Below are 14,495 nucleotides of genomic sequence, written 5' to 3'. Positions count from 1 at the left end.
TTGCCGCTGCCCTCGCTATACTGTTGATTACTGAAGGAGAGTGGTGGTTTAGCGGAGGGGATATGCTTCTTGAGCGCGTAGAAATCGTCGGTTTTCGCGGTATCAATCGTTTGTCGTTGATGCTGGAGCAAAATAACGTCCTGATCGGGGAGAACGCGTGGGGGAAGTCCAGTCTGCTTGATGCACTAACCCTGCTTTTGTCCCCTGAGTTCGATCTTTATCACTTTGTCCGCGATGACTTCTGGTTTCCCCCGGGCGACATCCAGGGGCGCGAGCACCATTTGCATATTATCCTGACCTTCCGCGAAAGCGAACCGGGCCGCCATCGGGTCCGGCGTTTTCGTCCGCTTCAGCGTTGCTGGGTACCTTGTGACGATGGTTATCATCGGGTGTTCTACCGCCTGGAAGGCGAGCTCGCCGATGACGACAGCGTGATGACCCTGCGGAGCTTTATCGATGGCGAAGGCGAAGCGCTGGCGGTTGAGGATATTGATGACCTGGCCAGACACCTGGTGCGTCTGATGCCGGTGCTGCGCCTGCGCGATGCGCGCTTTATGCGGCGCATCCATAACGGAACGGTACCGCATTCGCCGCAGATAGAGATCACCGCCCGCCAGCTGGATTTTCTCTCCCGGGAACTGGTCAGTCATCCGCAAAATTTATCGGACGGTCAGATCCGCGAGGGGTTGTCGGCCATGGTGCAGCTGCTGGAGCATTACTTTGCCGAGCAAAGCAGCGCCCAGACGCGGCATCGCCTGATGCGGCGGCGCTCCCATGATGAGCAGCGCAGCTGGCGTTACCTGGATATTATCAACCGGATGATCGACAAACCCGGCGGGCGCAGCCATCGGGTGATCCTGCTGGGGCTGTTTTCCACCCTGCTGCAGGCGAAAGGGACGGTGCGCCTCGATCGCGATGCGCGGCCGCTGTTGCTGATTGAAGATCCGGAGACGCGTCTGCATCCGATTATGCTCTCCGTCGCCTGGCACCTGCTGAATTTACTGCCGCTGCAGCGCGTGACCACCACCAATTCCGGAGAGTTGCTGTCCCTGACGCCGGTGGAGCAGGTCTGCCGGCTGGTACGTGAATCGGCAAGAGTGTCGGCGTGGCGGCTGGGGCCCGGCGGAATGAATGCCGAAGACAGCCGGCGTATCGCCTTTCATATTCGCTTCAACCGCGCCTCATCGCTCTTCGCCCGCTGTTGGCTGCTGGTGGAGGGGGAGACGGAGACCTGGGTTATTAACGAACTGGCCCGCCAGTGCGGTCATCATTTTGATGCCGAGGGGGTGAAGGTGATCGAATTTGCCCAGTCTGGCCTTAAACCCCTGATCAAATTTGCCCGCCGGATGGGGATCCAGTGGCACGTACTGGTGGATGGCGATGAGGCAGGAAAAAAATATGCCGCCACCGTGCTCGGTCTGCTGAATAACGATCGCGAGCTGGAGCGCGACCATCTGACGAGCCTGCCAGCGATGGATATGGAACACTTTATGTATCGCCAGGGATTTGATGACGTTTATCACCGGGTGGCGCAGATCCCGGATAATGTCCCTATGAACATGCGGCGGGTGATCACCAAAGCCATCCATCGTTCATCCAAGCCCGACCTGGCGATTGAGGTGGCGATGGAGGCTGGCCGACGCGGGGTGGACGCGGTGCCGACGCTGCTGAAGAAAATGTTCTCGCGGGTACTGTGGCTGGCTCGTGGTCGCGCGGATTAACCTGCGGCGTAGGGCTGGCGTAAAGCTCTCCGGTAGCTAAACAAAACGTAAGCGACGTTAAAAATGGGTGTTCTGTTGCCGACGGGTTTGGATAGAATCACCGTCTGGAGCGGCAGGGAAACAGCAGGAATCGGATGATGAAAGTGAAGGGAAAACGCAGGACAATCTGGTGGTTGTTAGCGATCGTTGTGCTGGGTCTGGCCGTCTGGGGATGGCGGATCCTGAATGCGCCGCTGCCACACTACCAGACGCTGGTGGTGCGCAAAGGTGACCTCCAGCAGAGCGTGCTGGCCACCGGTAAGCTGGATGCCCTGCGGAAAGTTGACGTCGGCGCCCAGGTCAGCGGACAGCTGAAAACGCTGCACGTCAATATCGGCGATAAGGTCAAAAAGGACCAGTTGCTGGGGGTTATCGATCCGGAGCAGGCGCAAAACCAAATTAAAGAGGTTGAAGCGACGCTGATGGAACTGCGTGCCCAGCTCAATCAGGCGCGCGCGGAGAGCAAACTGGCGCAGGTGACTCTGGCCCGTCAGCAGCAGCTGGCGCAGCGCCAGCTGGTCTCGCGACAGGACCTTGATACCGCAGTCACCGATCTGGCGGTGAAACAGGCGCAAATCGGTACCATTGAAGCGCAAATCAAGCGTAACCAGGCGACGCTCGACACGGCGAAGACCAACCTTGACTACACGCGGATCCTGGCGCCGATGGCTGGCGAAGTGACGCAAATTACCACCCTGCAGGGGCAGACGGTGATCGCCGCCCAGCAGGCACCGAACATTCTGACGCTGGCGGATCTCAGCACCATGCTGGTCAAAGCGCAGGTGTCTGAAGCGGATGTCATCCACCTCCGACCGGGGCAAAAGGCGTGGTTTACCGTACTGGGCGACCCGCTGACTCGTTATGAAGGCACGCTGAAAGACATTCTGCCGACGCCGGAAAAAGTCAATGACGCCATCTTCTACTATGCCCGCTTCGAGGTGCCGAATCCGCAGGGGATCCTGCGTCTCGACATGACCGCGCAGGTGCATATCCAGCTGGCCGAGGTGAAAAATGTGATTACCATCCCGCTGAGCGCCCTGGGCGATGCGGTGGGTGATAACCGCTATCACGTCCGGCTGTTGCGCACCGGCGAGGTAAAAGAGCGTGAGGTTGCCATTGGCGCCCGCAACGATACCGACGTCGCGGTGGTGCAGGGGCTGGATGAGGGAGATGAAGTGATCGTCGGCGAGAGCGCGAGCGGGGCGGCAAAATGACGGCGCTGCTTGAGCTGCGTGATATTCGTCGCAGCTACCCTTCCGGCGACGGCAGCGTTGAGGTACTGAAGGGGATCACCCTCAGCATCAATGCGGGGGAGATGGTGGCGATCGTGGGTGCCTCCGGCTCGGGTAAATCGACGCTGATGAATATTCTCGGCTGTCTCGACAAACCGACCAGCGGCACCTACCGGGTGGCGGGAACCGATATCGCACAGCTGAATGGCGATGCGCTGGCCCGGCTGCGGCGGGAACACTTTGGTTTTATCTTTCAACGCTACCACTTGCTGTCGCATCTTACCGCCGCGCAGAACGTTGAAGTGCCCGCGGTGTATGCCGGCAGTGAGCGGCGGGCGCGCCTGGCGCGCGCCCATGATCTGCTGGTGCGTCTGGGACTGGGCGATCGGGCTGACTATCAGCCGTCGCAGCTGTCTGGCGGCCAGCAGCAGCGGGTGAGTATCGCCCGTGCGCTGATGAACGGTGGGGAAGTGATTCTGGCGGATGAACCGACCGGCGCGCTGGACAGCCATTCCGGCGAAGAGGTGATGGCGATCCTGCATCAGCTCAAAGCTCAGGGCCATACGGTCATCATTGTCACCCACGATCCGCAGGTCGCAGCCCAGGCGGAGCGGATCATCGAGATCCGCGATGGCGAGATCGTCCGCAATCCACCCGGCAGCCGCCAGGGCGGTGGGCTGCGCGCCCGTCAGCAGGCGGAACCCTCGGCGTGGCGTCAGTTTACCAGTGGCTTTCGCGAAGCGCTGGTGATGGCGTGGCGGGCGATGGCGGCGAATAAAATGCGCACCCTGCTGACCATGCTCGGCATTATTATCGGTATTGCGTCGGTGGTATCGATCGTGGTGGTCGGTGATGCCGCCAAGCAGATGGTGCTGGCGGATATTCGCGCCATCGGCACCAATACCATCGATGTCTATCCCGGAAAGGATTTTGGCGATGACGACCCGCGTTATCAGCAGGCGCTGAAGTATGACGATTTGCTGGCGATCCAGAAACAGCCATGGGTGCGTTCCGCCACGCCGGCGGTATCGAAAAGCCTGCGCCTGCGCGCCAACAATATTGACGTTGCCGCCAGCGCGGAAGGGGTCGGACCGCAGTACTTTAATGTTTACGGCATGACCTTCAGCGAAGGCAATACCTTTAATGAACTGCAGCTCAACAGCCGGGCGCAGGTGGTGGTGCTCGACAGCAATACTCGTCGCCAGCTGTTTCCCAATAAAGCGAAAGTGGTGGGCGAGGTGATTCTGGTGGGCAATATGCCGGCCACGGTGATCGGCGTCGCGGATGAAAAACAGTCAATGTTTGGCAGCAGTAAAATTCTCCGCGTCTGGTTGCCTTACACCACCATGGCAGGAAGAGTGATGGGCCAGTCGTGGCTGAACTCCATTACGGTACGCGTTCATGAAGGTTATGACAGTGAAACCGCGGAGAAACAGCTGCTGCGGCTGCTGGAGCTGCGGCATGGAAAAAAAGATGTATTCACCTGGAATATGGACAGCATCTTGAAAACCGCAGAAAGGACCACACATACCTTACAGCTGTTCCTGACATTGGTAGCGGTGATTGCCCTGGTGGTTGGCGGTATTGGCGTAATGAATATCATGCTGGTGTCGGTGACCGAACGGACGCGGGAAATCGGCATCCGCATGGCGGTTGGCGCGCGGGCCAGCGATGTACTGCAGCAGTTTCTCATCGAAGCCGTGCTGGTTTGCCTGGTCGGTGGTGCGCTGGGGGTCACGTTGTCGCTGATGATCGCGTTTATTCTGCAGCTGTTTCTGCCCGGCTGGGAGATCGGCTTTTCCCCGCTGGCGCTGGTGACGGCTTTTCTCTGTTCGACGTTGACCGGGGTGCTGTTTGGTTGGCTGCCTGCGCGCAACGCGGCACGGCTCGATCCGGTGGATGCGCTGGCACGCGAGTAGAAAGAATAGAAATAAAAATGCCAGTCAGAAGGACTGGCATTTTATTAGCAGGATGTACACAATGAAGCAAAAGAGTTATGCAGCCGTTTCCGCTTCCACAGGGACGATCACGCTGGCGTGGTTGCCTTTTGGCCCCTGGTGAACATCAAACCGAACGGCTTGTCCGGCTTTTAGCGTTCTGTAACCATCCATCTGGATGGTGGAGTAATGGGCGAAAATGTCTTCGCCGCCGCCCTCAGGGCAGATAAAACCGAACCCTTTGGCATTGTTGAACCACTTAACAGTACCCATTTCCATACTTCGACATCCTTCGTAAATCTTTATAAGTAAGATGGAATGAACCGGTGGTGGAGTGACGAGTTGTTCAATTGCTCGCCAACTCTCGCCACTACAATTTAGAGAAATACGAAAACGCGTCAAGCGATTGAGGAGGGGGAAAGGCGAAAAATGCGTCAAAATTTGAAGCAGTTAACGCTATTGCCGGGGAATGTGACAGCCGTCGCGGATAGAAGCGATAGATGATAGTTATCTATGATCTGTTGTAGATTTGTGATGAGCATAACCTCTGGTCATCGACAGGCCTCCGCCTGTTGGCAACAGCAACCGATGATGAACACTGACGATGAGTAAGAGAGATTGGCTGGACTTCGAGCACCTGGTTGACGACGAAGTTCGTGATGCGATTAAACCGCCATCTATGTATAAAGTGATATTGGTCAATGATGACTACACTCCAATGGAGTTTGTTATTGACGTGTTACAAAAATTCTTTTCTTATGATGTTGAACGTGCAACGCAACTGATGCTCACGGTTCACTATGAAGGTAAGGCGATTTGTGGCGTGTTTACCGCGGAAGTGGCGGAGACCAAAGTCGCTATGGTGAATCAGTACGCGAGGGAGAACGAGCATCCATTGCTGTGTACGCTGGAAAAAGCCTGAATACAGGCATGAAAATTGGGGGAGGTGCCTATGCTCAATCAAGAACTGGAACTCAGTTTAAATATGGCTTTCGCCAGAGCGCGCGAGCACCGTCATGAGTTTATGACCGTCGAGCACTTGCTGCTGGCTCTGCTAAGCAACCCCTCGGCCCGTGAGGCCCTGGAAGCGTGTTCAGTGGACCTGGTGGCATTGCGTCAGGAACTTGAAGCCTTCATCGAACAAACCACACCCGTCCTGCCAGCCACGGAAGAAGAGCGTGACACCCAGCCGACGCTGAGCTTCCAGCGTGTGCTGCAGCGCGCCGTCTTCCACGTGCAATCTTCTGGCCGCAGCGAAGTCACCGGCGCCAACGTACTGGTGGCCATTTTCAGCGAGCAGGAGTCGCAGGCCGCTTACCTGCTGCGTAAACATGAAGTCAGCCGACTCGATGTGGTGAACTTCATTTCTCATGGTACACGCAAAGACGAGCCGAGCCAGTCTTCCGATAACAGCGGAAGCCAGCCTGGCAATGAAGAGCAAGCCGGCGGGGAGGAACGTATGGAAAACTTCACCACCAACCTCAATCAGCTTGCTCGCGTCGGCGGCATTGATCCCCTGATCGGCCGTGAAAAAGAGCTGGAGCGCGCGATTCAGGTCCTGTGCCGTCGCCGTAAAAATAACCCACTGCTGGTGGGGGAATCCGGCGTCGGTAAAACCGCGATCGCCGAAGGCCTTGCCTGGCGCATTGTGCAGGGCGATGTGCCGGAAGTGATGGCCGACTGCACCATCTACTCGCTCGACATTGGCTCTTTGCTGGCAGGGACCAAATATCGTGGCGATTTTGAAAAACGCTTCAAAGCGTTGCTCAAACAGCTGGAGCAGGATACCAACAGCATCCTGTTTATTGATGAAATCCACACCATTATCGGTGCGGGGGCGGCTTCTGGCGGCCAGGTCGATGCGGCTAACCTGATCAAACCGCTGCTTTCCAGCGGCAAGATCCGGGTGATCGGCTCCACCACCTACCAGGAGTTCAGCAACATCTTTGAGAAAGATCGTGCGCTGGCCCGTCGTTTCCAGAAAATTGATATCACCGAACCGTCGGTGGAAGAGACGGTGCAGATTATTAATGGCCTGAAGCCGAAGTACGAAGCGCACCATGACGTGCGTTATACCGCCAAAGCGGTGCGTGCGGCGGTTGAGCTGGCGGTAAAATACATTAACGATCGTCATCTGCCGGATAAGGCGATTGACGTCATTGACGAAGCGGGCGCGCGGGCGCGCTTAATGCCGGTCAGCAAGCGTAAGAAAACGGTTAATGTGGCGGATATCGAGTCAGTGGTGGCGCGTATTGCGCGGATCCCTGAGAAGAGCGTCTCCCAGAGCGATCGCGATACGCTGAAAAACCTTGGCGACCGTCTGAAAATGCTGGTCTTTGGTCAGGATAAAGCCATTGAGGCGCTGACCGAAGCTATCAAAATGGCGCGCGCCGGGCTGGGACATGAGCACAAGCCGGTTGGGTCATTCCTGTTCGCCGGGCCTACCGGGGTCGGGAAAACCGAAGTGACCGTGCAACTGGCGAAGGCGCTGGGTATTGAGCTGCTGCGTTTTGACATGTCCGAATATATGGAACGTCATACCGTCAGCCGTTTAATCGGGGCGCCTCCGGGCTACGTTGGCTTCGATCAGGGCGGGCTGCTGACCGATGCGGTGATTAAACATCCGCACGCAGTGCTGCTGCTTGATGAGATCGAAAAAGCGCATCCGGATGTGTTTAACCTGCTGCTGCAGGTGATGGATAACGGTACGCTGACCGATAACAACGGGCGTAAAGCGGACTTCCGCAACGTGGTGCTGGTGATGACCACTAACGCCGGGGTGCGGGAAACTGAGCGTAAATCGATTGGCCTTATTCAGCAGGACAACAGTCCGGATGCAATGGATGAGATCAAGAAGATCTTTACGCCGGAGTTCCGTAACCGCCTCGACAACATTATCTGGTTCGATCATCTCTCTACCACGGTGATCCATCAGGTTGTCGACAAGTTTATCGTCGAGCTGCAGGTCCAGCTGGACCAGAAAGGCGTCTCCCTGGAAGTCAGTCAGGAAGCGCGCGACTGGCTGGCGGAGAAAGGTTACGACCGGGCGATGGGTGCACGTCCAATGGGACGCGTCATTCAGGACAACCTGAAAAAGCCGCTGGCGAACGAGCTGCTGTTCGGCTCGCTGGTCGATGGTGGCCAGGTGACAGTGTCTCTGGACAGCGCGAAGAATGCGCTGACCTACGATTTCCAGAGCGCGCAGAAGCACAAACCGGAAGCCGCCCACTAAAGCGATGTCTTCAACGTAAAAACCGGCCCTGGGCCGGTTTTTTTTTGCCGGCGGCAGATATGAAAAGACCGGGAATGATCCCGGCCTTCAGCATCTGACGCCTTAAGGGCGAAAACAATCAGCGACTACGGAAGACAATGCGGCCTTTGCTCAGGTCGTACGGGGTCAGCTCAACAGTCACTTTGTCGCCCGTCAGAATGCGGATGTAGTTTTTACGCATTTTACCGGAAATATGCGCAGTTACCACGTGACCGTTTTCCAGTTCTACGCGGAACATAGTGTTAGGCAACGTTTCAAGTACGGTGCCCTGCATTTCAATATTGTCTTCTTTGGCCATCTAGTCCTCTGGGGTATCACTACCGTAGTTTTGAACCGGCAAGATAATGCCGAAGTTCATCATGTAAGTAAAGTTTTACGTATCTACCCTGAATCATTCGCCTTGCCGCAAGGTGCGCAGTCAGCACACCGGCAACGGAAATATGACGGGTATGAATCGCCGAAGTAGTTTTGGCGCATTGCCCGGAACACACACGGCTATGCCGCGTGACAGGCGCAAACGTAAAGGGGAGTGACAGAACGATGGGCGTTATCTGACTCTTATTATTCCCAAACGGCGGCGGGGCAACAGGCAGAAGCTACTCTACCGCGCAATTATACCATCCTGACGCAAAATGTGCTGAAAACATTTTTATTGCGCGCCCGGAAATAGCACCCGCGGCACCCAAAATAGCTCGGGCAGGCGGTAGCCGCGTAATACTGACAGGTAGTCAAGATAATCGCGGCGGGGAATATCCACCGCGCCTAATGAGGCGGTATGGTTGTTCAGTACCTGGCAGTCGATTAATTTACCACCACTCTGCGTAAAAGCCTGACAGAATACCAGCAGCGCGGTTTTGGAGGCATTTTCTGCCCGGCTGAACATCGATTCACCGCAAAACAGCGCCCCTTGCGCCACGCCGTACATTCCCCCCACCAGAGTATTCCCCTGCCAGACTTCAATGGAGTGGGCATGACCCAGCTCATGTAGCTGGTGATAAGCGCGAACGATACTGCTGGTTATCCAGGTCCCTTCGTCACGATCGCTGGCGCAGCCTTCAATGACCTCGCCAAAGGCATGATTCAGCGTGACGCGATAAGGCGAACGCTGATGAAAACGCTTCATGCTGCGGCTGAGATGAAACTGTTCCGGCCAGAGCACCGCCCGGGGATCGGGCGACCACCAGAGGATCGGGTCGCCAGGAGAAAACCAGGGGAAAATACCGCGCTGATAGGCCATCAGCAGACGCGCCGGGCTCAGATCGCCGCCAAGCGCCAGCAGGCCGTTAGGTTCACGCAGGGCGCCTTCCGGGGAAGGGAAGGCGATAGAATGCCGGGAGAGCTGAACCAGACGCATTTTAACCTCAATACGCATCAGCAAAAATTAGATAATAGCCTACAGACGCTGTTTAAACTGGAAGTACCGGCCCTGTTTAGCGAGCAAATCCGCGTGACTACCTTGCTCAATTATCTGGCCGTTGTCCATGACTATTATCTGATTAAAACGCGCCAGGCCCCGCAGGCGGTGCGTCACCATCAGCACGGTTTTCTCGCGCATTACTTCCGCCAGAAGATGCAGGATCTGGCTTTCGGTGGCCGCATCCAGACCTTCTGTCGGCTCATCGAGCAGCATCAGCGGCGCATCATGGAGCAGTGCGCGGGCAATGGCCAGCCGGCGCAGTTCGCCGCCGGATAGCTGGCGTCCGCCTTCCCCCAGCCAGCTGTTCAGTCCGCCATCTTCCAGCAGCTTTTCCAGCCCCACTTTCTCGAGGGTTACGCACAGCGCAGTATCGTCAGCGTCTGGCGCCGCCAGCAGCAGGTTGTCGCGCAGCGTAGCGCTGAACAGGTGCACGCGCTGCGGCACCACGCTCATTGCCTGACGCAGGCTGGCTTCGCTGAGCTGGGACAGCGGCTGGTCGTTGAGCAAAATCTCTCCCTGTGCCGGGTCCCAGGCGCGGGTGAGCAACTGCAACAGCGTTGACTTTCCACAGCCGGTTCGCCCAAGGATGGCGATATGCTCACCGGCGGTAATCTGCAGGGAGATATTCTCCAGGGCGGGGGAGGGCTGTTGCGGATAGCGGAAGGTAACCTGCCTGAAGGTTAAGGCCACCTGCGCAGGCACCCTGGCTTCACTTTCGACAAAGGTGACCTCCGGCTGCTGCTCGGTGATCTGCGAAATCCGCCGTGCGGAGGCGATCACCTGGCCTAAATGCTGGAAAGCGCCGGTCACCGGCGCCAGGGCTTCGAAGGCCGCCAGCGCGCAGAAAACAAACAGCGCGATCAATGCCCCTGGCTGGCTGTTACCCCCGATGCCAGCGGAGGCCAGCCAGAGCATGGCCACCACGGCGATGCCGCCGATTAACAGCATTACCGCCTGCGAAAGCGCGGTCAGCTCGGCCTGACGGCGCTGCGCGTCCTGCCAGCTGAGCTCGGTCTTTTCCATTTGCGCGCGGTAGCGGTCGCTGGCGTTAAACACCATCAGCTCTGCCTGGCCCTGCAGCCAGGCAGTAAGCTGTTGGCGATACTGACCGCGCAGCTGCGTCATACTTTCGCCGGCCGGTTTACCCGCGCGATAGAACAGCGGCGGCATAACCAGCAGGGTGACCAGCATGATGCCGCCGAGCGTCAGCGCGAGAGTGACGTCGAGCAGGCTTAATCCGCAGGTGACCACCACAATCACCACCAGCGCGCCGACCAGCGGTGAAATCACCCGCAGGTAGAGATGATCCAGGGTATCGACGTCGGCCACCACCCGGTTGAGCAGTTCACCCTGGCGAAAGCGCGCCAGCCCCGCCGGAGAGAGGGGCAGCAGTTTGCTGAAGGTGAAGACGCGCAGGTGCTGCAGCACGCGGAAGGTCGCGTCATGGCTAACCAGACGCTCAAAGTAGCGCCCGGCGGTACGGATAATCGCCGCGCCGCGGACGCCCGCGGCAGGCAGCATATAGTTAAAACTGTAGATCCCGGCGACACCCACCACCGCTGATGCGGAGAGGAACCAGCCGGAGAGCGTCAGCAGGCCGATGCTGGCCAGCAGGGTCACGATGGCCAGCACGACGCCGAGCAGCAGCATCCATTTATGGCGTTTATAGAGCGCCAGATAGGGTAAAAGTGCGCGCATTTAAATCTCCTCCCGACGATGGGCCAGCAGCGCCGAGAAGGCCCCACTGGCGCGGGCCAGCGTGGCGTAGTCGCCTTGCTCGATAATCTGTCCGTCCTGCATGACCCAGACGGCATCCCAGTCAGCCAGTCCCTCGAGCTGGTGGGTAACCAGCAGCGTGGTTTGCTCGGTGGAGGCATGGGTCAGGGCCTGCATCACCCGTTGTTCGCTGTGGGCGTCGAGGCTGGCGGCGGGTTCATCCAGCAACAGCAGGCGGCAGGGCACCAACAGCGCGCGAGCAACCGCGATACGCTGCGCCTGACCTACCGACAGACGACCCGCCTGATCGCCCACGGCGGTATGGATCCCGTCCGGCAACAGGGCGATAAACTCACTGACCCAGGCTTTATCCAGCGCCAGCCGAAGCTGGGCATCGCTGGCTTCCGGCCACGCCAGCAGCACATTCTCCCGTAGCGTGGCGGCAGGTAGCTGGGGATTCTGTCCCACCCAGCTTAACAGGCGGCGCCAGCGTTCGGCGTCCAGTTCGCGCAGCTCTGCGCCGTTGACCTTCAACGAGCCCTCGTAGGGCAAAAAGCCGAGCAGTGTGTTCAGCAGCGAACTTTTCCCGGAGCCGCTCTGACCCACCAGCACAACGCGTGCGCCAGCAGGCAGTGAAAAGTTAAGCGGCCCGGCCAGGACTTTACCTTCCGGAGATTTGATCACCAGATCGCGCGCTTCCACGCCAATCAGATCGTTATCATTTAAGGTTTTTTCGCCGCGCTCCAGCTGGGTCAATGGGGTTTCCATAAACGTTTTCAGGCTGTCTGCGGCGCCCACGGCCTGAGCTTTGGCATGGTAGAAGGTGCCCAGGTCACGTAATGGCTGGAAAAATTCCGGCGCGAGGATCAGCGTCAGGAAGCCTGCCATCAGCGTGACGCCCGCGCCATAGTGGCCGAAGTTCAGCTCGCCAAGGTAAGAGAAGCCAAAATAGACCGCCACCAGCGCGATGGAGAGGGAGGTGAAAAACTCCAGCACCCCGGAGGAGAGGAAGGCCAGACGCAGGACTTCCATGGTGCGTTGGCGAAAATCCTGCGAGGCGTCGCGAATATTATCGGTTTCTGCCCGACCGCGGTGAAAAATACGCAGGGTTTCCATGCCGCGCAGGCGGTCGAGGAAATGGCCGCTGAGGCGGGCCAGCGCCTGGAAGTTACGCCGGTTGGCATCGGCGGCGCCCATCCCGACCAGCGCCATGAAAAGCGGGATCAGCGGGGCGGTGCCGAGGAGGATCAACGCGGCGGCCCAGTTAATCGGGAAAATAGTGATAACGATCAGCAGCGGTACGCAGGCCGCCAGCGTCATCTGGGGCAGGTATCGCGCATAATAATCGTGCATATCATCGATCTGCTCAAGGATAAGCGTTGCCCAACTGCCGGCCGGTTTGCCCTGGATCCAGGCCGGGCCCGCCTGCTGGAGGCGGTCAAGAACCTGACGGCGAATTTCATAGCGGATATGCTGCCCGGCCTGAAAACCGACCCGCTCACGCAGCCAGACCACCCAGGCGCGCAGTACAAAGACCAGCACCAGCAGCGTCAGCGGCAGCAGCAGGGCGGTTGCCGGAATATTTTCCATCACCATCCGGTGCAGGATCCGCGCCAGGAACCAGGCCTGCGCCACGATCAGCAGACCGCTTGCCACGCCAAGCAGGCGGGAAATCATCAACCAGCGACGGGAGATAATACTTTGCTGTTTTAACCAGCGGGTTAACTCTTGTTGACGGGTTTTATTCATTGCGCGCTTTGCAGGTATCGTTATGGGAATATTGGGCACGGCAATGTTACATCGCGGCAAAAATAAAGGCGACTTTTCGTCGCCTTCTTTACCTTTGTTACTGACTTGTAAAGATTATTTGCAAGCGTCGGCCAAACCGTCCAGGTAACGCTCGGCGTCCAGCGCCGCCATGCAGCCGGTGCCGGCGGAGGTGATCGCCTGACGATAGATATGGTCCATGACATCGCCAGCGGCAAATACGCCCGGGATACTGGTTTGCGTGGCGTTGCCGTGGATCCCGGACTGCACTTTGATATAGCCGTTTTCCAGTTCCAGCTGACCTTCAAAGATGGCGGTGTTCGGGCTGTGGCCGATGGCGACGAACAGGCCTGCCACTTCCAGAGACTCAACGTTGTCGCTGTTTTTGGTATCGCGCAGGCGCAGGCCACTGACGCCCATCTGATCGCCGGTCACCTCTTCGAGGGTGCGGTCGGTATGCAGCACGATGTTGCCGCTCGCCACTTTATCCATCAGACGTTTGATGAGGATTTTTTCCGCGCGGAAGGCGTCGCGACGGTGGATCAGATGCACCTCAGAGGCGATATTGGACAGATACAGGGCCTCTTCAACCGCCGTGTTACCGCCGCCGATCACCGCCACTTTCTGGTTGCGATAGAAGAATCCGTCACAGGTCGCACAGGCTGAAACGCCACGGCCTTTAAACGCCTCTTCCGATGGCAGACCGAGGTAGCGCGCCGATGCGCCGGTGGCAATGATCAGCGCATCACAGGTGTACTCACCGCTATCGCCTGTCAGACGGAACGGACGGTTTTGCAGATCGACGCGGCTGATATGGTCGAAAATAATTTCCGTTTCAAATTTCGCGGCATGCTCGTGCATGCGCTCCATCAACAGCGGGCCGGTGAGATCGTTAGGATCGCCTGGCCAGTTTTCCACTTCCGTCGTGGTGGTCAGCTGACCGCCTTTTTCCATCCCGGTGATCAGCACCGGCTGCAGATTGGCGCGTGCGGCATAGACCGCCGCGGTGTATCCCGCAGGTCCAGAACCAAGGATAAGCAGTTTACTGTGTTTGGCTGTGCCCATGAGATCCCCATATTAATTGGCATACATTGGTCAGAGATTGTAGGGAATTTGTTGTCGTAAAAAAAGAGCACAGCGATTTTGTTAACGATGTGTGCAATAGAAGCCGCCGATGAATTGGCGATTTTACCGGCAAAGAATATAACTATTTCTACTGTCAGCGGGACAATTATAAGACGAAAAAATGAGAATCAACCAGGGGGGATGATGAATATCTGGCATCTTGTACTAAAAATCGATGTTTTGCTTTGACAATCCCCTGTGCTTTTGCGAAAACATTCATGGAAGAAGAAAAGCAGTATTTAGCGTGCGGCGAATTTTCATGCACGCAAA

Annotated in this window: 11 protein-coding genes; 5 read left to right on the top strand and 6 right to left on the bottom strand. The window is 57.6% G+C overall.

Annotation, left to right across the window (positions count from 1 at the left end; genetic code table 11):
- Positions 1-62: 62 nt before the first annotated feature.
- The 3 genes from CWM58_RS19185 to macB all read left to right on the top strand — a co-directional run bounded on the left by CWM58_RS19185 (position 63) and on the right by macB (position 4,911).
- Positions 63-1,721: an ATP-dependent endonuclease gene (locus CWM58_RS19185; protein WP_061155199.1), complete on the top strand. Its 1,659-nt coding sequence runs from the start codon at positions 63-65 to the stop codon at positions 1,719-1,721.
- Positions 1,722-1,858: 137 nt separating this feature from the next.
- On the top strand, positions 1,859-2,974 hold the full coding sequence (gene macA, locus CWM58_RS19180) for a macrolide transporter subunit MacA (protein ID WP_100681554.1): 1,116 nt from the start codon (positions 1,859-1,861) through the stop codon (positions 2,972-2,974).
- Positions 2,971-4,911, top strand: coding sequence for a macrolide ABC transporter ATP-binding protein/permease MacB (gene macB / locus CWM58_RS19175; protein WP_061155197.1), 1,941 nt, complete (start codon positions 2,971-2,973; stop codon positions 4,909-4,911). Before macA ends, macB begins: the two co-directional genes overlap by 4 nt.
- A gap of 75 nt (positions 4,912-4,986) precedes the next feature.
- Here the strand turns inward: macB and cspD are convergent, their stop codons facing one another.
- Positions 4,987-5,208, bottom strand: coding sequence for a cold shock-like protein CspD (gene cspD / locus CWM58_RS19170; RefSeq protein ID WP_002896516.1), 222 nt, complete (start codon positions 5,206-5,208; stop codon positions 4,987-4,989).
- A gap of 325 nt (positions 5,209-5,533) precedes the next feature.
- On the opposite strand from cspD, the gene clpS reads away from it, so the two are divergent.
- Both clpS and clpA read left to right on the top strand, forming a co-directional pair.
- Entirely contained in the window at positions 5,534-5,851 is a 318-nt protein-coding gene (gene clpS / locus CWM58_RS19165; RefSeq protein ID WP_002896520.1) for an ATP-dependent Clp protease adapter ClpS, read from the top strand.
- Positions 5,852-5,881: 30 nt separating this feature from the next.
- Complete coding sequence (gene clpA / locus CWM58_RS19160; protein ID WP_012542332.1) at positions 5,882-8,161, top strand: ATP-dependent Clp protease ATP-binding subunit ClpA; 2,280 nt, start codon at positions 5,882-5,884, stop codon at positions 8,159-8,161.
- A gap of 118 nt (positions 8,162-8,279) precedes the next feature.
- On the opposite strand, the gene infA is transcribed toward clpA, so the two are convergent.
- The 5 genes from infA to trxB all read right to left on the bottom strand — a co-directional run bounded on the left by infA (position 8,280) and on the right by trxB (position 14,165).
- The gene (gene infA, locus CWM58_RS19155) at positions 8,280-8,498 is read right to left on the bottom strand and encodes a translation initiation factor IF-1 (protein ID WP_001040187.1); all 219 of its coding nucleotides are present in this window, start codon (positions 8,496-8,498) and stop codon (positions 8,280-8,282) included.
- Positions 8,499-8,849: 351 nt separating this feature from the next.
- Entirely contained in the window at positions 8,850-9,554 is a 705-nt protein-coding gene (gene aat / locus CWM58_RS19150) for a leucyl/phenylalanyl-tRNA--protein transferase (RefSeq protein WP_100681553.1), read from the bottom strand.
- Positions 9,555-9,593: 39 nt separating this feature from the next.
- Complete coding sequence (gene cydC / locus CWM58_RS19145; RefSeq protein WP_100681552.1) at positions 9,594-11,315, bottom strand: heme ABC transporter ATP-binding protein/permease CydC; 1,722 nt, start codon at positions 11,313-11,315, stop codon at positions 9,594-9,596.
- On the bottom strand, positions 11,316-13,082 hold the full coding sequence (gene cydD / locus CWM58_RS19140; protein WP_100681551.1) for a heme ABC transporter permease/ATP-binding protein CydD: 1,767 nt from the start codon (positions 13,080-13,082) through the stop codon (positions 11,316-11,318).
- 114 nt (positions 13,083-13,196) lie between these two features.
- Positions 13,197-14,165, bottom strand: a complete 969-nt coding sequence (trxB, locus tag CWM58_RS19135; RefSeq protein ID WP_012542328.1) for a thioredoxin-disulfide reductase — start codon at positions 14,163-14,165, stop codon at positions 13,197-13,199.
- Positions 14,166-14,495 lie beyond the last annotated feature (330 nt).

Source organism: Klebsiella sp. H-Nf2 (assembly GCF_002806645.1).
GTDB lineage: Bacteria > Pseudomonadota > Gammaproteobacteria > Enterobacterales > Enterobacteriaceae > Klebsiella > Klebsiella variicola.
This window is presented reverse-complemented; position numbering and strand designations above follow the sequence as displayed.

Excerpts from the sequence above, each read along its gene's own strand:
- CWM58_RS19185 (WP_061155199.1), top strand. The coding sequence starts at position 63 with ATGCTTCTTGAGCGCGTAGAAATCGTCGGTTTTCGCGGTATCAATCGT.
- macA (WP_100681554.1), top strand. The coding sequence starts at position 1,859 with ATGAAAGTGAAGGGAAAACGCAGGACAATCTGGTGGTTGTTAGCGATC.
- macB (WP_061155197.1), top strand. The coding sequence starts at position 2,971 with ATGACGGCGCTGCTTGAGCTGCGTGATATTCGTCGCAGCTACCCTTCC.
- cspD (WP_002896516.1), bottom strand. The coding sequence starts at position 5,208 with ATGGAAATGGGTACTGTTAAGTGGTTCAACAATGCCAAAGGGTTCGGT.
- clpS (WP_002896520.1), top strand. The coding sequence starts at position 5,534 with ATGAGTAAGAGAGATTGGCTGGACTTCGAGCACCTGGTTGACGACGAA.
- clpA (WP_012542332.1), top strand. The coding sequence starts at position 5,882 with ATGCTCAATCAAGAACTGGAACTCAGTTTAAATATGGCTTTCGCCAGA.
- infA (WP_001040187.1), bottom strand. The coding sequence starts at position 8,498 with ATGGCCAAAGAAGACAATATTGAAATGCAGGGCACCGTACTTGAAACG.
- aat (WP_100681553.1), bottom strand. The coding sequence starts at position 9,554 with ATGCGTCTGGTTCAGCTCTCCCGGCATTCTATCGCCTTCCCTTCCCCG.
- cydC (WP_100681552.1), bottom strand. The coding sequence starts at position 11,315 with ATGCGCGCACTTTTACCCTATCTGGCGCTCTATAAACGCCATAAATGG.
- cydD (WP_100681551.1), bottom strand. The coding sequence starts at position 13,082 with ATGAATAAAACCCGTCAACAAGAGTTAACCCGCTGGTTAAAACAGCAA.
- trxB (WP_012542328.1), bottom strand. The coding sequence starts at position 14,165 with ATGGGCACAGCCAAACACAGTAAACTGCTTATCCTTGGTTCTGGACCT.